At 70.7% G+C, this 17,035-nt stretch carries 15 protein-coding genes; 7 read left to right on the forward strand and 8 right to left on the reverse strand.

From position 1 onward, the window contains the following. Positions 1-550: 550 nt before the first annotated feature. From serC to HNR73_RS25060, 3 genes are all read right to left on the reverse strand, one after another. Positions 551-1,663, reverse strand: coding sequence for a phosphoserine transaminase (gene serC, locus HNR73_RS25050; protein ID WP_184790046.1), 1,113 nt, complete (start codon positions 1,661-1,663; stop codon positions 551-553). 155 nt (positions 1,664-1,818) lie between these two features. Beyond that, positions 1,819-2,469, reverse strand: a complete 651-nt coding sequence (locus HNR73_RS25055; protein ID WP_184790047.1) for a response regulator — start codon at positions 2,467-2,469, stop codon at positions 1,819-1,821. 1 nt (position 2,470) lies between these two features. Further along, positions 2,471-3,625 carry a sensor histidine kinase gene (locus HNR73_RS25060; RefSeq protein ID WP_184790048.1) on the reverse strand — a complete coding sequence of 385 codons (1,155 nt, stop codon included), beginning with the start codon at positions 3,623-3,625 and terminating at the stop codon, positions 2,471-2,473. Positions 3,626-3,753: 128 nt separating this feature from the next. On the opposite strand from HNR73_RS25060, the gene HNR73_RS25065 reads away from it, so the two are divergent. Both HNR73_RS25065 and HNR73_RS40865 read left to right on the forward strand, forming a co-directional pair. Further along, complete coding sequence (locus HNR73_RS25065) at positions 3,754-4,806, forward strand: hypothetical protein (RefSeq protein ID WP_184790049.1); 1,053 nt, start codon at positions 3,754-3,756, stop codon at positions 4,804-4,806. 99 nt (positions 4,807-4,905) lie between these two features. Next, positions 4,906-5,505, forward strand: coding sequence for a zinc ribbon domain-containing protein (locus HNR73_RS40865; protein WP_184790050.1), 600 nt, complete (start codon positions 4,906-4,908; stop codon positions 5,503-5,505). Between the two features lie 53 nt (positions 5,506-5,558). On the opposite strand, the gene HNR73_RS25075 is transcribed toward HNR73_RS40865, so the two are convergent. From HNR73_RS25075 to HNR73_RS25090, 4 genes are all read right to left on the reverse strand, one after another. Beyond that, positions 5,559-6,326, reverse strand: coding sequence for a DUF6612 family protein (locus HNR73_RS25075; protein ID WP_184790051.1), 768 nt, complete (start codon positions 6,324-6,326; stop codon positions 5,559-5,561). Between the two features lie 123 nt (positions 6,327-6,449). Further along, positions 6,450-7,202, reverse strand: coding sequence for a hypothetical protein (locus HNR73_RS25080; protein ID WP_184790052.1), 753 nt, complete (start codon positions 7,200-7,202; stop codon positions 6,450-6,452). Positions 7,203-7,281: 79 nt separating this feature from the next. Further along, complete coding sequence (locus HNR73_RS25085) at positions 7,282-8,043, reverse strand: hypothetical protein (protein WP_184790053.1); 762 nt, start codon at positions 8,041-8,043, stop codon at positions 7,282-7,284. A 101-nt stretch (positions 8,044-8,144) separates the two neighbouring features. Then, a complete protein-coding gene (locus tag HNR73_RS25090; RefSeq protein WP_184790054.1) occupies positions 8,145-9,245 on the reverse strand; it encodes a citrate synthase 2 in 1,101 nt (366 codons plus the stop codon). 344 nt (positions 9,246-9,589) lie between these two features. Between HNR73_RS25090 and pdxH the strand changes: the two genes are divergently transcribed. The 3 genes from pdxH (at position 9,590) to HNR73_RS25105 (ending at position 11,613) form a co-directional block, all read left to right on the forward strand. Next, complete coding sequence (gene pdxH / locus HNR73_RS25095) at positions 9,590-10,243, forward strand: pyridoxamine 5'-phosphate oxidase (protein WP_184790055.1); 654 nt, start codon at positions 9,590-9,592, stop codon at positions 10,241-10,243. Between the two features lie 38 nt (positions 10,244-10,281). Then, positions 10,282-11,172, forward strand: a complete 891-nt coding sequence (locus HNR73_RS25100; protein WP_184790056.1) for an aldose 1-epimerase family protein — start codon at positions 10,282-10,284, stop codon at positions 11,170-11,172. Between the two features lie 90 nt (positions 11,173-11,262). Then, positions 11,263-11,613: a type II toxin-antitoxin system VapB family antitoxin gene (locus tag HNR73_RS25105; protein WP_203687022.1), complete on the forward strand. Its 351-nt coding sequence runs from the start codon at positions 11,263-11,265 to the stop codon at positions 11,611-11,613. Here HNR73_RS25105 and HNR73_RS25110 read toward each other — a convergent pair. Beyond that, positions 11,552-12,364: a hypothetical protein gene (locus HNR73_RS25110; protein WP_184790057.1), complete on the reverse strand. Its 813-nt coding sequence runs from the start codon at positions 12,362-12,364 to the stop codon at positions 11,552-11,554. The genes HNR73_RS25105 and HNR73_RS25110 overlap by 62 nt on opposite strands. A 442-nt stretch (positions 12,365-12,806) precedes the next feature. On the opposite strand from HNR73_RS25110, the gene HNR73_RS25115 reads away from it, so the two are divergent. Then, positions 12,807-14,237 (forward strand): aldehyde dehydrogenase family protein, encoded by a 1,431-nt coding sequence (locus tag HNR73_RS25115; protein WP_184790058.1) that lies wholly within the window; start codon positions 12,807-12,809, stop codon positions 14,235-14,237. 101 nt (positions 14,238-14,338) lie between these two features. After that, positions 14,339-16,201, forward strand: coding sequence for an ABC transporter ATP-binding protein (locus HNR73_RS40870; protein ID WP_203687020.1), 1,863 nt, complete (start codon positions 14,339-14,341; stop codon positions 16,199-16,201). Positions 16,202-17,035 lie beyond the last annotated feature (834 nt).

Raw genomic sequence — 17,035 nt, forward strand, 5'->3', positions numbered from 1 at the left:
GTGCGAACGAGACCGCCTGGCGGGTATGGGATCGGGCTCGGCCCGCCGCCGGTGCCGGGTTCCCGGCGGGGTGGCTCGGCTAAGCCGGGCTCGGCGTGCGGGACTCGGTGTCTTGGGGGGTCCGGGCTTGGTGGTCTGTTAGTCGGTCGGTGGTGAACGAGTTCACCTGAGGGGGGTACGAGGTCGAGTCACTGGCGGTACCGTCGCCTGCCTGGGCGAACGAAACCGCCTGAAGGGTATGGGATCGGGCCCGATCCCGCCTCCCTCGCAGGGATCCCGGCAAGACCACGTCCCAGCCCGAACCCACGCCCGCGGCGAAAGGCCACCACGGGCATCGGGCGGCTGAGCTGGGATGTTAGCGGGCCCGCGCCGGCCGAAGGGGTCTTCGCCCGGTCCGCCGAGACCCGGCGGGGCCTGTGGCGAAAATCGCGCGCACGGCGACGAGGGATCGATGCCGAAAAGCAACCCGGACGCACGACGCGACTCTCTTGAAAAGACAATCGCCCGGTTCCCGCGATGCGGGAACCGGGCGACGCGAACGAGGAACCGGCTACAGCCGCTCCACCACGTAGTCGATCGACTCCGTCAGCTTCGCCACGTCGGCCGGGTCGACCGTCGGGTACAGCGCCACGCGCAGCTGGTTGCGGCCCAGCTTCCGGTACGGCTCGGTGTCGACGATCCCGTTGGCGCGCAGGATCTTGGCCAGGGCGGCCGCGTCGATCGAGTCGGCGAAGTCGATCGTCGCCACGACCGCCGAGCGCAGCGAGGTGTCGGTCACGAACGGCGTCGCGTACTCCGACTTGTCCGCCCAGCCGTAGATCGCCTCGGCCGAAGCGGCACTACGGCCCGCGGAGAAGTCCAGGCCGCCGTTGGCGTTGAACCAGTCGGTCTGCTCCGCCGCCAGGAAGATCGTGGCCAGTGCGGGCGTGTTGTACGTCTGGTTCTTCAGCGAGTTGTCCACGGCCGTCGCCAGGTCGAGGAAGTCCGGGATCCAGCGACCCGTCGCCTTCACCTCGGCGACCCGCTCCAGCGCCGCCGGGGAGAACAGCCCGATCCACAGCCCGCCGTCGGAACCGAAACCCTTCTGCGGCGCGAAGTAGTACACGTCCGACTGCGCCAGGTCCACCGGCAGCCCGGCCGCGGCCGAGGTCGCGTCGTGCACGGTGAGCGCGCCCTCGTGCGCGACCCGGCTCACCGGCACCGCGACACCGGTCGAGGTCTCGTTGTGCGGGATGCCGTACAGGTCCACACCGTCCTCGAAGGACAGTTCGGCCGCCCCGCCCGGCTCCCCCTTGTGGACGGTCGGCGCGCTCAGGAAGGGGGCCTTCTCGATCGCCTTGGCGAACTTCGCGCCGAACTCGCCGAAGGTGGCCAGCTGCGCCTTGTCCTTCACCAGCGAGAAGACCAGCGCGTCCCACAGGGCCGTGGTGCCGCCGTTGCCGAGGATCACCTCGTAGCCCTCGGGAGCCGAGAACAGGTTCGCCAGGCCCGCACGGAGACGGCCGACCTCGTTCTTCACCGTCGCCTGACGGTGCGAGGTGCCCAGGAAGGAGACCGCCTTGTCCGCGAGCGCGGAGACCGCCTCGGGACGCACCTTGCTCGGGCCGGCACCGAACCGGCCGTCGGCGGGCTTGAGCTCATCGGGAATGCGGATATCGGCCACCGCGGGCTCCTCTCACAGCTGGTCGCTGGGGGGTTTCATGCGTCGAGGGGCTCGGCGGCGCTGCCGGACTGGCCACAGCATTACACAGGCGTTACCGGACGCTGACAGGGTGGGGGCGGGGATGTGACCCCATTGATGCCCACCCGCACCCCGGTCTACGGCGTCGCCCGTCCCGTCGACCACGCCCAGGCCGCGATCCCCACCCGGTTGGCGACGCCGAGCTTGCGCTGCACGTTGGCGAGGTGGTTCTTGACCGTCCCGGGGCTGATGAACAACTCGGCGGCGATCTCGGCGTTGGTGCGCCCGGCCGCCACGAGCCGGACGACGTCGAGTTCGCGCTCGCTCAGGGCCTCGGTCTCGCGGGCGGGCGCGGGCGTCGCCGGCATCATCTTGCGCAGCAGCCGCACGGTGATCTGCGGGCTGATGAGCGTGTCACCGGCCATCGCGGCCCGGATCGCCTCGACGAGCAGCGTCGGGCCGGAGCGCTTGAGGAGGTAGCCGCAGGCACCGTCGCGCAAGGCGGTGTGCACGTACTCGTCAAGGTCGAAGGTCGTCACGACGATGACGCGCAGCGGGTCCTCGACCCCCGGCCCGGCCAGGCGCCTGGTCAGTTCGAGGCCGTCGAGGCCGGGCATCCGGATGTCGGCGAGCACGACGTCGGGCCGGAGGTGGCGGGCCTGGGACAGCGCCGACTGCCCGTCGGCGGCCTCGGCGACGACCGTCATGTCGGGCTGCGCGTCGAGGACGAGGCGGAAGGCGTTGCGGATTCCTTCCTGGTCGTCGGCGATGAGGATGCGGATCGACATGTCACTCCTGGTCTGCGGTCAGCGGGATGGTCGCGGTCAGGCGCCAGCCGTGCGGGCGGTGAGGGCCCGCGTCGAGCGAGCCGCGCAGGGCCTCGACGCGTTCGGTGAGGCCGGGGAGGCCGAGCCCGGCGTGGGCGCGGGGGCTCTGGCGGGGTTCGCCGGTGCCGTCGTCGGTGACGGTCACGCGCAGGGCACCGTCGGCGAGGGCCAGCTCGACGTCCACCGTGGACGCGTGTGGGGCGTGGCGGCGGACGTTGGTGAGCGCTTCGACCACCACGCGGTAGGCGACGGCGGCGGCTTCGCGCGGCACACCGGGGATCACGGCCGCCGACAGCGTCGCCCGCGTGCGGCCGCCGTCGGCGAAGCGCTCGACGAGCCCGGGCAGGTCGGCGAGACCGCCGACGGGTTCGCGCGCGGCCTCCCCGGCGTCGCGCAGCATGTGCACGGTCCGGTCCATCGACTCCAGCGCGCGCAGCCCGGCCTTCTCGATGCGCTCCAGGGCCTCTTCGAGGCGCGGATCGCCGTTGGCGAGGACCATCCGGACGGCCTGCGCCTGCGCGACCATCTCGCTGACGTCGTGGGCGACGAAGTCGTGCAGGTCCCCGGCCAGGTCGAGGCGCTGGGCGTGCCGGGCCTCGGCGACGGCGCGCTCGCGGGCGGTGTCCACGCCGCGCATGTACCAGGCCAGGATCCCCGCGATCAGCGACGGCAGCAGCCACAGCAGACTCCCGGCGACGTGCTCCCACAGTTCGTCGCCGGGCATGTAGCGCTGCACCGAGGCGGCGACGCCGACGGCGGGCAGCGAACCGCCGAGGACCGCCAGTCGCGGCGGGGACCAGCGCACGGGGAGGTAGACGAACACGACCGTGACGACCGGTTCGAGCAGCATCCACAGGCCCTCGTTGCGCCCCGGTTCGCCGCCGCGCTCGAAGACGGCGAGGTGCACGGCCGTCACGGCGAGGGAGAGGACCCCGACCACCATGCCGACGTAGGGCGCCACCGCGCGCGAACGCGGCCACGTCGCCCAGACTCCCAGCACGGCGAGGCAGGCCGCGAAAGGCGCCAGGACCGAGCGGGCCGGCGCCGGGAACAGGACCAGGCCGCCGACCAGGACCACCAGTCCGGCCGACGCCGTCGCCCATCGCCACCTCCGCATGATCACGAGCCTATGCGCGCGCCCGGAGGCACGCGATGTGCCGTTCGGCCTACGGGCCGGTCCGGCGGGCGCGAGGCCCGGCCGGTCGGCACATGGGAACGGCGGGCCGGTCCGCAGAGGCTGGTGGCATGCGAAAGAACTGGCCACACTTCATCGGGTACGCCACCGCGGCGGCCTCTCTCATCTATGGGGGCCTCGGTCTCCTCTGGGCCTTCGGCGGCCCCGGTTACCCCTTCGGCACGGGGGATCCCGACATGGTCGAGGAGGGTTCGGCGGCCATCCACGGCAACCTGCTCGGGCTGTCGACGCCGGAGATCGCCGGGCCGTCCATCGCCGCGGCCGGACTCGCCGGCGCCGTCGTCGCCTTCCTGATGGCGCGCGGGATCGGCCGCGCCGGTGTCCGCGGGACCCTGATCGGCATCGCGGCGGTCATGGCCTTCGGGCTCACCATCGTCGTGCAGGACTACCGTCCGCTGACCGTGGTCGCCTACCTGCCCATCCTCGCCGTCGGGAAGCTGCTGTTCGGCTGGCCCGAAGGCGTCGGCCTCGGCTCGCTGCTCAAGTGGCCGTCGGTCAACCTGACCATCCTGCTGTTCCTCGGACTCGCCTGGATCTTCACCGCCGTCGCCTACGCCCGCCGCACCAGGGGCGCCTGCGCCAACTGCGGCCGCGACGACGTCCACGACGGTCACGGCCTCGTCAAGTGGGGCAAGCCCGCGGTGATCACCGCCATGATCATCCCGCTGATCTACTGCGCGACCCGCTGGCTGTGGGCACTCGGGTTCAGCCTCGGCATCGACGAGCAGTGGTACCGGGAAGGTCAGGAGAACGGACTGTGGCTCGCCGGCGCCGCCCTGGCGAGCATGGGCGCCGTCGGCGCGCTGCTGACCCTCGGGCTCATCCAGCGCTGGGGCGAGGTCTTCCCCCGCTGGATGATCGGCCTGCGCGGCAAGCGGGTCCCGATCATGCTCGCGGTCGTCCCGGCGACGATCGTGGCGATCCTGGTGATCTCGGCCGGGACCATGTACATCCGGATGGCGTTCACCATGGGCGTCGAGGACAAGTGGGTCACCAACATGCCCGAGACCCTGTGGCCGGTGTGGGGCGGCGCGCTGTTCCTCGCCGCGCTCGCCTACCTCCAGCGCCGTCGCGGGACCTGCCGGGTGTGCTCCCGCGCGTGACACGCCGAAACCCTTGCGGCACCGGGCTTTGCCCGGTGCCGCGCTCGCACACGTGGCATAGAGTGCTGGAGTCGTAGGTGTGCGTGCGGAGGTGCCCCGGTGGATCCGTTCAATCAGCAACAGCTGTTCTGGGTGACCGTGCCCGATCTTGGTCCGGTCATCGAGCAGGTGGCGGTCCATTTCCAGACCGCCGGATTCCACGTGCAGACCCACCCCGTCTCACCGAGCGCGGTCTTCCTCTACCTGATCCGCCCCACCACGCAGGCCTACCAGCAGCCGCGCCCCGAGCTGATGATCCACATCGAGAACCGTGGCAACCACACCTCCGTACAGGCCGGTGCCCCGTCGGGCAACGTCGGGCTGAAGGTGTGGAAGGCCTTGAGCAACCCCGGGCTGACGCGTTCGGCGATCGACGTGACCGGCCGCTCCCTGTACCGCGCCGCCGGGCAGCCCTACCCCGAGGCGCCCGCTCCGGCCCCCCTCTCCGGGCAGATGCCGCCCCCGCCGATGCCGGTCCCGCCGGGCTCCCCGGTCGCTCCGGTGAGCGCGCCGCCGACGCCGGTCAGCGCGCCACCGGCACCGCCGCCGTCGAACCCGCCCTCGCGGCTGGTGCGGTACTGCACCCGCTGCGGCAGCGAGATCCTGGGCGAGGCCAAGTTCTGCGGGCAGTGCGGGGCCGCCGCCCCACCGCACAAGTAGGCCCGGACACGACGACGGCCCCGCTGAAGCGGGGCCGCGATCGGAAAAGAGCGTTACTCGCCGAAGCCCGGCATCTCATCGACCTGGTCGGCCGGGGGAGCGGTGACGTCCACGGGCGTGCCGTAGTCGGACATCGTGACGACGGCGGTGCGGTCGGTGCCGTCGGTGCCCATGCCCTTCATCGTGGTCTCCATGCGGGAGAGACGGCCCTCGTCGTCGAGGGTCAGGGTGAAGGGGATCTCGGTGAAGTCCGCGCCGAACTTCTCGCCCAGCCCGCCGCCGAAGGCACCGGCGCTGACCGTCGAGAGGTCGAGGACACCGGTGTAGGTGTGCTCGTCGACCCGCACGACCTCATCGGCGCCGGCGAGGAACTCGGCGGGGTCGACCTGGCTGGTGGAGAAGGCGTCGCCCAGCCCGTCGGACTTCATGTGCATCCACTTGTCGCTCGCCAGCGGGCCGTCGCCGGTGGTCTTCACGTAGATGTCCTCGTCGAGGAGGATCATCTCGGTCTCCAGTGACACGCCTTCGGCGTTGATCGACATCGTCGTGTGGCCGGTCTTGGCGACCGGGTCCACGACGGCTTCCATGGTCATCTCGGGATCCATGGTCATGGTCATGCGGTAGGACTGCTGCTTGGTCTTCTCCGCGGCGAGCGCGACGGCGCCCTTCGCGTCGGCGGGGGCGTTCTCCCCGGTGGCCGGGTTCCCGGCACCACCCTGGAGTTCGGCGTTGTCGCCGCTGCCGCACCCGGCCGCGCCGAGGGCGACGAGTGCCGCCACGGTGAGGGTCGCGGCGAACGTGCGTGCCCGCTGAAGTGTCATGACGTCCTTCCCTGCGGTCTCGGAGGGACCGGCTATGGGGTCGAGGGTACCGAGACGACGCCAGGGCGGGATACGCGAACGGCCCCGCGCGCCGAAGCGGGCGGGGCCGTGACGGCCGTGGGATCAGCCTTCGACGATGTCCTTGTCGGCGGGCTTCTCGGCCTTCAGCGGGGTGCCGTAGTCGGAGAACGTGATCGTGACCGTCTCCTCGGGCGCCATGCCCTCGGACGCGAAGCCGGAGACCAGGCCGTCGGCGGTGAGGGTCATGATCAGCGTGGTCGGGCCGCCGCTCGCCGACGGGTCGGGGGTCTCCCCGCCGGTCAGGCCGCCGAAGAGACCACCGACGTCGGGGGTCTCGCCCGCGCCCAGCTCGACCTTGAACTTCCCTTCGGCGAGCTTGGTGACGGTCACGGTGTCCTTGAGCATGGCCTCGGCGTCGAAGAAGCCGTCGGCCAGGGGCTTGTCCTGCCCGACGGAGGCGGCGTCGACCCGGGCCCACTTGCCCTTCATCTGCTCGGCCATGCCGCCGCTGACGTACTTGACGTAGGTGTCGGGGCCGATGGTGAGCATCTCGATCTCCATCGCGTCGCCGTCGTCACCCGCCTTGGTGACCATGTGCGAGGCCTTCGCGGCGGTGTCGATGTGGGCGTCGACCGTCATCCCCGCCATCTGCATGGACATCTTCAGCGAGGTCTGCTGCGAGGACTTCTCCATCGCCGCCCTGAGCTCGTCGCGCACGGCGGTGTCGGCGCCCTGCTCCGCGGCCGAGGAACCGGCCGGGTCCTTCGGGGTGGCCGGGTCGTCCTTCCCGCAGGCGGAGCCGAGGAGCGCCACGGCGGCCAGTACGGCGCCGGCGGCGAGCGGGCGAAGTTTCACGATGTTCGTCCTCACAGGTGGGCCGTCCGCCACGGGCGGCGGACGCGAGATGACCAACGGTAGCGGCGGGTCCGGCGGCTCAGCCGCCCATGATCTCGCTATCGGCGGGTTTGTCGACCTTGACCGGGATCCCGTAGTTCGACATGGAAACGAGGGTCTTCGCACCCTTCGCGTCGGTGAGCTCCATAGTGGACACCAGACCGTCCGCGCCGACGCCGAGGCGCAGCTCGGTGGCCTGGAACTCGCTCGCTCCGGGGTCGGTCAGCTCGGTGAAGAACTCCGGCAGGTCGAAGGTCTTCCCGGCGGGCGTGATCTTGTACACGCCCGGGGACTCGGCGGTCACCTGCGCGTCGGGACCGAGCAGGTCCCCGGCGTCGAAGATCGTCTTGATGACGGTGAACGGGTCGTCCTCGGCGACGTCCTCGGGCGCCATCGCCAGCCACTGCCCGCCGGTGTCCACCCCACCGGTGGGATCGGTGAAGTTGAGGTAGCCCTTCCCGTCGACGACGCGCACCTCGCCCTTGACGGTGTCGCCGTCGACCGTCCCGTCGACGAGCATGCTCATCGTTTTGGAGCCGTAGTCGATGGAGATCGTGACCTCGACCTTGGAGGTCGTGACGGTCATCGTGTACGACGACGCCTTCATGCTCGCGGCCATCGCGGTCTCGACGACCTCGCGGGGGTCGCCCACCGGTGCGGGCGGGGTGTCGGACGAGGGGGAACCCGACTGCGACGGCGGAGGCGCCACATCCTGGTCGGCTTCCTTGGGGCTGCAGGCGGTCGCGGTCGCGCCGAACAGGACCAGGGCGGCGACGGCGGCGGCGTGGGGGCGGAGTCTCATGACGTCCTTCCGGTGAGGTCCGTAGACGCGCCCACCGTAACCAGGCCATGCCAGGAAAGGGCCCCGGTGCGCACGCGCACCGGGGCCCTTTCACGGGTATGTCAGCGGCTGATCGACGCGAAACCCTCGACGTCGGCGGGCGTCCGCGGCGCCGGGCCCACGTAGGTCGCCGACGGGCGCACGATGCGCGCCAGGCGCTTCTGCTCCAGGATGTGCGCGCTCCACCCGGCGACGCGGGCGCAGGTGAACATCGAGGTGAACATGTCGGCGGGAACCTCGGCGAAGTCCAGCACGACCGCCGACCAGAACTCGACGTTCGTGGCCAGCACACGGTCGGGCTTGCGGGCCTTCAGTTCGGCCAGGGCCGCCTTCTCCAGGGCCTCGGCGACCGCGAAACGCGGCGAACCCAGCTCCTTGGCGGTCTTGCGCAGCACACGGGCGCGCGGGTCCTCGGCGCGGTACACGCGGTGCCCGAAGCCCATCAGGCGCTCGCCGCGGTCCAGGACGCCCTTGACGTAGGCCTCGGCGTCGCCGGTGCGCTCGACCTCTTCGAGCATGTGCAGGACACGCGAGGGAGCGCCGCCGTGCAGCGGGCCGGACAGGGCGCCGACGCCCGAGGAGATGCACGCGGCGACGTCGGCGCCGGTGGAGGCGACCACGCGCGTGGTGAAGGTGGAGGCGTTCATGCCGTGCTCGGCGGCGGAGATGAAGTAGGCGTCGACGGCCTTGACGTGGCGGGGGTCGGGCTCGCCGCGCCATCGGCGCATGAAGCGCTCGACGATCGTCTCGGCCTTGTCGATCTCCTTCTGCGGGACGGCCGGGCGGCCGATGCCGCGCGCGGACTGCGCCACGAAGGACAGCGCGGTCACCGAGACGCGGGCCAGGTCGTTGCGCGCCTGGGCGTCGTCGATGTCGAGGAGCTGGCCGAGGCCCCAGTAGGGGGCGAGCATCGCCACGGCCGACTGCACGTCGACGCGGATGTCGCCGGAGTGCACGGGTACGGGGAAGGGTTCGGCGGGCGGGAGGCCGGGACCGAATTTTCCGTCGACGAGCAGGGCCCACACGTTCCCGAAGGAGACCTGGCCGATGAGATCTTCGATATCGACACCGCGATAACGGAGAGATCCGCCTTCCTTGTCGGGTTCGGCGATCTCGGTTTCAAAGGCGACGACGCCTTCAAGGCCCGGTTTGAAGTCGGACATCAGGTCTCCTGTGTGGATATTCGTCAGTACTCTCGCCGGCCCCATCTTGCCCGTCCGAACCGCTCCGGGCGAGCACAGGGTGGTGTGGAACACGCCTCATCCGTGCACGTACGCGCAACCGAGCCTATCGGTATCGGCCGCTATGCCGGACTTGTCATGGGAAAATCTGTGGCATTCCTTTAAAAGGTTTTGGTGGATTCCCTTAAGAAAAAAGGGTGATCAAGGATGCGTCCCGATGCAATATCACCATCGGGGCGTTTCGCGGGCACGAACGCGGGCGTCCCTAATATGATCCGTGCCGATTCGGCACGGTTGTCGAGCGAGATGATCGAGAGGCTGACGACATGAACACGTCCGGTGGTCGGGAACCGGTTGCGCGCCGTTTCGAATATTCCAGCCCGGTCTTCGACGTCGGTGAACTCGCGCCGAGCTGGCACGAGCAGCTGGGCGTGTGGTTGGGCGAGGCCGTCGACAAGGACATGTTCGAACCGAACGCGATGGTGCTGTCCACCGCGGACGCCGAGGGCCGGCCGAGTTCGCGGACGGTGCTGCTGCGGGGGTTCGGTGCTGAGGGCCTGACCTTCTTCACGAACTACTCATCACGCAAGGGCACCGAGATCGCGCGGAACCCCCGGGTGTCGCTGCTGCTGTCGTGGCTGCCGATGTACCGGCAGGTCATCGTGTGCGGCGAGGCGTCCAAGGTGGACCGTGCGGAGTCGGAGGAGTACTTCCACGGCCGTCCGCGCGGGTCCCAGCTGGCCTCGTTCGTGTCCCCGCAGTCGACGGTCCTTCCCGACCGGGGGACACTTGCCGCGATGTGGGCCAAGGCCGACGCCGAACACCCCGGCGAGGTGCCGATGCGCGACAACTGGGGCGGGTACCGGGTGGTCCCCGAGACGGTCGAGTTCTGGCAGGGCCAGGAGATGCGGATGCACGACCGGCTCCGCTTCCGCCGGGCCGATACGGACCGATGGGTGGTGGAGCGCCTGGCCCCGTAGCGGGTATAGGGTCAGCGCCAGCGCGAGGAGGAGCAGACATGGCACTGTCCGGTGAGCAGTGGAGCATTTCGTACGCCGGCCATGAGGCCACGATCGTTGAGGTGGGCGGCGGCCTCCGTACGTTCACTGTGGACGGTAAAGCCTATGTGGACGGCTACCACGACGACGAGCTGTGCCCCGGCGGTGCCGGGCAGGTCCTGGCGCCCTGGCCGAACCGGCTCGGTGACGGCCGCTACGACTTCGACGGCAAGTCCTATCAGGTCGCGTTGAGCGAACCGGCGACCCGCAACGCCGCCCACGGCCTGGTCCGCTGGCTGCGCTGGCAGGCCGTCGACGTCGACCCGGACTCGGTGACCGTCGAGTGCGCGCTTCCCGCGCAGCCCGGCTACCCCTTCCCGATCGTGCTCCGCACGCGCTGGTCGGTCGGTCCCTACGGCCTGCGGGCCGTGCACACCGCGGTGAACCTCGGTGCGACGGCGGCGCCCTTCGGGCTCGGCGTGCACCCGTACCTGAAGGTCCCGGGCGTGTCCATCGCCGACCTGACGCTCGAACTGCCCGCCAAGACGCGGCTCAAGACCGACGACCGCAAGCTCCCGGTCGGCGAGGAGCCGGTCGGTGCGACGAAGGTGCTGCTCGGCGAGACCGAGATCGACGCCGCCTTCGGCGACCTCGACCGCGACGCCGACGGCAACGTCCAGGTGCGTCTGTCCACGTCGGACGGCCGCGGGGTGACGCTGTGGGCCGACGAGTCCTTCGGCTGGGTGCAGGTCTACACCGCCGACCAGTTCGCCGGGGAGCGGCACCGCCGCGCCATCGCCGTCGAGCCGATGAGCTGCCCGCCCGACGCCTTCCGCAGCGGCCGCGACCTGGTGACGCTCGGACCGGGGCAGATCTGGTCCGGGACGTGGGGGATCAGCCCGAAGCGCTGAGTAGTGAGCTACATCACATCGCGGCCCGGTTCGATGGGATCATGACGTCTCGTTGACAAGGTGGAAGCCACCGAAAGGAGCTTGAGCGCGGTGATTTTCAAGGGTGTCCTCGACGAGCGGCCGTACCCGGACCACGGTCTGACGCTCAAGGAATGGTCGGCCATCCCGCCGCGCCTGGTGCGCCTGGACCGGATCATCACGACCAAGAGCGTGCTCGCCCTCGACCGGCTCCTCGCCGACGACTCCACCTTCTACGGCGACCTCTTCGCGCACGTCGTGCAGTGGAAGAACGAGTGGTACATGGAGGACGGCCTGCACCGGGCGGTGCGCGCCGCCCTGCGGCAACGCACCGCCATTCACGCGCGGGTGCTGGTGATGACTACTGATGGGGTGGCGGTGGCTGCTGCCACTGGCCGGGCTGCGGTGGAGGGTCCTGCGTGACGACCATCCCGTGCGGATTGTCGTAGGACGGCTGCGGCGGCACCTGCGGGAACGATCCCGTCGGTGACTGCGGGAACGGCACTGGCGGCCCGGGAACACCTGTGGCCCGCTCGGTGCGGTCGAAGGTCGTCGCCGCCGCGGCGATGAGCACGACGAGCGCGATGATCAGCAGGATCACGCCCCACCCGAACGTCACCGACTCCCCGTCGATCTCGGAGTCCTCGTCGAAGGTGTCCGACGGGTCGGGCGACGGGTCGAGGCCCTCCGTGCGGTGGTTGGTCTCCAGCAGCAGGGCCTTCCAGTTGAGGACCTGCGAGACGAGCATGGCGATGGCGATGACCCCGAAGGCGATCGTGCCGATCTTGGCGCCGAGGCGGCGGCTGCCGGTCGAGGCGACCGTCGCGAACAACAGCCCCAGGGTGAGCAGCACCGGCAGGAAGTCCAGGTTGCTCAGGGTCGTGTAGTCGGGGAACGAGTAGAAGGACCCGAAGATCGGGATGTCGTAGATCTCGGAGTAGTCGCCGTAGTCGCGGGTGTAGACCGCGGCCGGGCCGAGCAGCGAGATGGCGATCAGGAGGACGCCGACGAGGGTCAGCGCGAACGGTGCCGGGCCGAAGGGCATCTTCTCGCGCCACCACGACGACGTCGGATGGTAGGCGGCGGGCGGGGGCGGCGGCGGTGCGTAGATCATCGGCGCCTGCTGCGGCGGCGGACCCTGCGCCGGGTACGCGGGTTGCTGGGGGACGGTCATGGACGCATCCTGCCCGAACGGCGCCAGTTCGCGCCTGCCCGAACGGCCCTGACTTGAGGTCGGCATTCGCCGTTCACACACGCCCTCTCGCTCCCCGAGGACGCCTTGCGCTTCCGCGCCTTCACGAGCCCGCGCCCTCCTGGAACCCCTCCCGCGCTCGTCCGCCCCCTACGGTGGGCAGTTCAACCCCACCGCGACCGGCCTCGTCACCCTCGCCAGGCGCACCTCGACGGCGGTCCGGCCGCCGACGGGACGCGCCCGCTGTCGGAGAAGTCCGTCGCCCTCATGCGGGAGTGTTCGCGACGCTCACCGGCGGCTCGCCGGTCTGCCACGGGGGCATGCGCGCCACCCCGAAGGGCGCCTGAACCGCACGCGCCCCGTCCTCGGCCCGAGGCGGGGCGATCCGCGTCCCCGTGCGCACGCGTCCTCGTAGGCTACGGGGATGGACGCCACACCCATCTGGATCGCCGGATCACCCGAGCACGGCGGTGAGGTCCTCACCGTGACCCACCCCTACGACGGATCCGAGGTCGGCTCCACCACCCACGCCACGCCCGAGCAGGTGGAGCGGGCCGTGTCGGCCGCCGCGGCCGTCGCCGCCGAGGCCGCCGCCCTGCCGGTGCACGTGCGGGCCGCGGCCCTCGACCACGTCTCGCGCACCCTCGCCGACCGCCACGAGGAGGTCGCGCGGCTCATCACCGCCGAGAACGGCAAACCGATCACCTGGGCGCGCGCCGAGGTCGGGCGCGCCGTCGGCACCTTCCGCTGGGCCGCCGAGGAGACCCGCCGTTTCGACGCGACCACGCAGGACCTCGGTGCCGACGCGGCCATGGCCGGGCGGCTGGCCGTCACCCGCCGCTTCCCGCGCGGACCGGTCCTGGGCATCAGTCCCTTCAACTTCCCGCTGAACCTGGTCGCGCACAAGGTCGCGCCCGCGATCGCCGTGGGCGCGCCGATCGTCCTCAAACCCGCGCCCGCGACTCCGCTGTCGGCGCTGCTGCTGGGCGAGATCCTCGCCGAGACGGGGCTGCCGGACGGCATGTTCTCGGTGTTCTGCGTGCCCAACGAGCAGGCACCGGCCCTGGTCGCCGACGAGCGCCTGCCGGTGGTGTCGTTCACCGGTTCCGTCCCGGTCGGGTGGTCCATCGCCGACGCCGTCCCGCGCAAACGCGTCACCCTCGAACTCGGTGGGAACGCCGCCGTGCTCGTCTGCGCCGACTGGTCTTCCGAGGAGGACCTCGACTGGGCCGCGACCCGTGTCGCCACGTTCTCCAACTACCAGGCCGGGCAGAGCTGCATCGCCGTCCAGCGCGTCTACGCCCACGCCTCCGTCTACGAGGAGCTGGCCGCGCGCGTGGTCGAGAAGGCCGCCGCCCTCCGCGACGGCGACCCCGCCGAGGAGGACGTCGTCGTCGGGCCGCTCATCAACGCCGAGGCCGCCAAACGCGTCGAGGAGTGGGTCAACGAGGCCGTCGCCGCCGGGGGCCGCGTCCTGACCGGCGGGAAACGTTACGGCGCCTCCTTCGAGCCGACCGTCCTGGCCGACGTGCCCGCCTCGGCGAAGGTCGTCGCCGACGAGGTCTTCGGGCCCGTGTGCGTCGTCGCGTCCGTCGACTCCCTCGACGAGGGCCTGGCCGCGATCAACGACTCCCGTTTCGGTCTCCAGGCCGGGATCTTCACCCACGACACCGCCACCGCGTTCCGCGCCCACCGGGAGCTCGACGTCGGCGGCGTGATCATCGGCGACGTGCCCAGCTTCCGAGCCGACCAGATGCCCTACGGCGGTGCCAGGGACAGCGGGACCGGCCGCGAAGGGCTACGTTCGGCGATGGACGACTACACCGAAGCGAGGGTCCTGGTCCTTCGCACCTGAAGATCATCCGCGTGTCTTGACCGCCCGCCGGATGATCGCGATACTCAGTCGCGGCCTCGGTCCCCAATGGACCGTCGGAGCCGGAACATGGGGAGGTGGCCGTGGCGGAGACGCGCGAGAAACGAGACGGGGCCGGTTTAACGGCGCTCGGCGGCCGCGCCGGGCGCGCGGTCGGCCTTACCTGGCGCGCGGGCCCGTACGCGGCCTCGATCAACCTGGTGATCACGATCCTGCAGGGGCTGGTCCCGGCCGGCATCGCCTCGCTGACGGCCCTGCTGATCGCCGGGATCCAGCACGGTTCCAGCGATCCCGACCCGATGACGCTGGTCGCCGGGATCGCCGTGGGCGGGATCGTGCTGGCGACCCTGCCGTACCTGTCGAACTACACCGACGCGCGCGTCCGGCGGCAGCTGACGCTCGTCGTGCAGGACAAGCTCTTCGCGGCCGTCAACCGTTTCGGCGGGATGATGCGCTTCGAGAACCCGGCGTTCCTCGACCGGCTGCGGCTGGCGCAGCAGGCCGCGATGACCGCGCCCGACCAGGTCACCGGTTCGCTGTTCCAGATCGTGCAGAGCGGTCTGTCGGTGATCAGTTTCCTGGGTGTGCTCATCGTGATCAGCCCGCTGATGGCCGCGATCACCGTGGTGGCGGCGATTCCGGTGCTGATCGTGCAGATCGTGATCAGCAAGGCCCGCGTCGACATGATGTGGAAGATCAGCCCGCGCAACCGGCGGCAGTTGTTCTACCAGATGCTGCTGCTGGATCTGGCGGCCGTGAAAGAGGTGCGGCTGTTCGGGCTCGGCGGTTTCCTGCTGGAGCGGCTGCGGACCGAGACGAAGGCGATCAACATCGCCGAGGAGAAGGTCGAGCGCAAGTCGCTGTTCTTCCAGACCCCGCTGGGCGCGTTGAGCGCGGTCATCGCCGGCGCCGGGTTGTTCTGGATGATCCGGGGAGCCGTTCGCGGTGAGTTCAACCTCGGTGAGGTGTCGATGTTCGTGGCGGCCGTCGCGGGTGTGCAGGGCGCGCTGACGGGGATCGTCACGTCGATCTCGCAGGCGCACAACTCGCTGCTGATGTTCGGGCATTTCGTGGAGGTCTCCGACATGGAGTCGGATCTGCCGGTCGCGGCGGACCCGAAGCCGGTCGGGACGCTGTCGAAGGGGATCGAGCTGTCGGACGTGTGGTTCCGCTACACCGACGACGGGCCGTGGATCCTCAAGGGCGTCGACCTGAGCATCCCCAGTGGACAGTCGCTGGCGCTGGTGGGGCTCAACGGTGCCGGTAAGAGCACGATGGTGAAGCTCCTGTGCCGTCTCTACGACCCGGTGAAGGGGTCGATCACGTGGGACGGGGTGGACATCCGGGAGCTGGACGTGGCGGAGTTGCGGACGCGGATCTCGGCGGTGTTCCAGGACTACATGTCTTATGACCTCACGGCCGCCGAGAACATCGGGGTGGGGGATCTCGCGCACATCGAGGACCGCGAACGGATTCTGGAGGCCGCGCACAAGGCCGACGCGCACGACAAGGTCAGCGAGCTGGCGCGCGGTTACGACACGATGCTGTCGCGGATCTTCTTCCAGGGTGAGGACAACGAGGATCCCGAGCAGGGGGTGAGTCTGTCGGGTGGGCAGTGGCAGCGGATCGCGCTGGCGCGGGCGCTGATGCGGGCGAACCGGGATCTGCTGATCCTGGACGAGCCGAGCTCGGGTCTGGACGCGGCGGCGGAGCAGGCGGTGCACGACAGGCTGCGGGAGTACCGGACGGGCGCGACGAGTGTGCTGATCTCGCACCGTCTGGGCGCGGTCCGGCACGCGGACCGGATCGTGGTGCTGTCGGAGGGCCGGATCATCGAGTCGGGCGGTCACGACGAGCTCATCGACGTGGGCGGCGAGTACGCGCGCTTGTTCAAGATCCAGGCGGCGAACTATACAGGCGACTACGCCGAGGACAGCGCGGGGTGAGGACGGGCGGCGACGCGCACGACGCGGCGGCGGTGGAGGCGGTGGAGGACAGCGGGCTGGGCTCGGGGTCTGCGGGGTTGCGCGCGCGGGAGGCCGGCTCGCGAGTTTCCGTGGGTGGGGCGCGTGCGTTGGCTTCCCGCCTGGGGGACGTGGCCGCAGCCGATCCGCCTTGGGCGAGACCCGCCTCGCTCGCCCACTCGCGCCGGGAACTTGGCCGCAGCGGTCCCGCCGAGGCGTGTCTCGCTCGGCTCGCCGGCCCGCGCTGGGGTGCGCCTGCCCGTTCCCCCCGCGCAGGGAACGCGCTCGCCGAGTGCCGCGAGCGTGTGTCTCGCTCCGTTCGCCCGCTCACGCCGGGGACTCACTCGCGGTTCCCGCACGCCGAGCCCGGCTTCGCCGGGGCACGACGCCGGGGACCCGGCACCGGCGGCGGGCCGCAGCCCGATCCCATGCCTTTCAGGCGGTTTCGTTCGCGCCGCCCGAACAGGCACAGGCCCTTCAAGCTCACCCACCGAGGCCGGGGCCGTGTTCGTTCACCGGCCCACGCCGGGAACCCGGCCGCAGCCGTCTTGCGACGGGCGTGTCTCTCTTCGCTCGCCCGCCCACGCCGGGGACCGGGCCGCGTTTCCGCGCCCAGGCCGGGGACCCGGCACCGGCGGCGGGCCGCAGCCCGATCCCATGCCTTTCAGGCGGTTTCGTTCGCGCCGCCCAAACAGGCACAGGCCCACCCGGCCCCGTGGCCCGGTTCGCGAGTTCCCCGCGCAGGGGATGTATGTCTCCAGCTTCCCCACTCCCGCGGGGTGGTTTCGTTCGCTGTCGCGACAGAGAATGGTTGTC

The organism is Phytomonospora endophytica, assembly GCF_014202425.1.
Taxonomy (GTDB): Bacteria; Actinomycetota; Actinomycetes; order Mycobacteriales; family Micromonosporaceae; genus Phytomonospora; species Phytomonospora endophytica.

What these genes read in the sequence shown, in the direction of transcription:
- HNR73_RS25055 (WP_184790047.1), bottom strand. Translation starts at nt 2,469, where the DNA reads ATGTCGATCCGCATCCTCATCGCCGACGACCAGGAAGGAATCCGCAAC.
- HNR73_RS25085 (WP_184790053.1), bottom strand. Translation starts at nt 8,043, where the DNA reads ATGAGACTCCGCCCCCACGCCGCCGCCGTCGCCGCCCTGGTCCTGTTC.
- HNR73_RS25115 (WP_184790058.1), top strand. Translation starts at nt 12,807, where the DNA reads ATGGACGCCACACCCATCTGGATCGCCGGATCACCCGAGCACGGCGGT.
- HNR73_RS25100 (WP_184790056.1), top strand. Translation starts at nt 10,282, where the DNA reads ATGGCACTGTCCGGTGAGCAGTGGAGCATTTCGTACGCCGGCCATGAG.
- HNR73_RS25075 (WP_184790051.1), bottom strand. Translation starts at nt 6,326, where the DNA reads ATGACACTTCAGCGGGCACGCACGTTCGCCGCGACCCTCACCGTGGCG.
- HNR73_RS25065 (WP_184790049.1), top strand. Translation starts at nt 3,754, where the DNA reads ATGCGAAAGAACTGGCCACACTTCATCGGGTACGCCACCGCGGCGGCC.
- pdxH (WP_184790055.1), top strand. Translation starts at nt 9,590, where the DNA reads ATGAACACGTCCGGTGGTCGGGAACCGGTTGCGCGCCGTTTCGAATAT.
- HNR73_RS25090 (WP_184790054.1), bottom strand. Translation starts at nt 9,245, where the DNA reads ATGTCCGACTTCAAACCGGGCCTTGAAGGCGTCGTCGCCTTTGAAACC.
- HNR73_RS25110 (WP_184790057.1), bottom strand. Translation starts at nt 12,364, where the DNA reads ATGACCGTCCCCCAGCAACCCGCGTACCCGGCGCAGGGTCCGCCGCCG.
- HNR73_RS25060 (WP_184790048.1), bottom strand. Translation starts at nt 3,625, where the DNA reads ATGCGGAGGTGGCGATGGGCGACGGCGTCGGCCGGACTGGTGGTCCTG.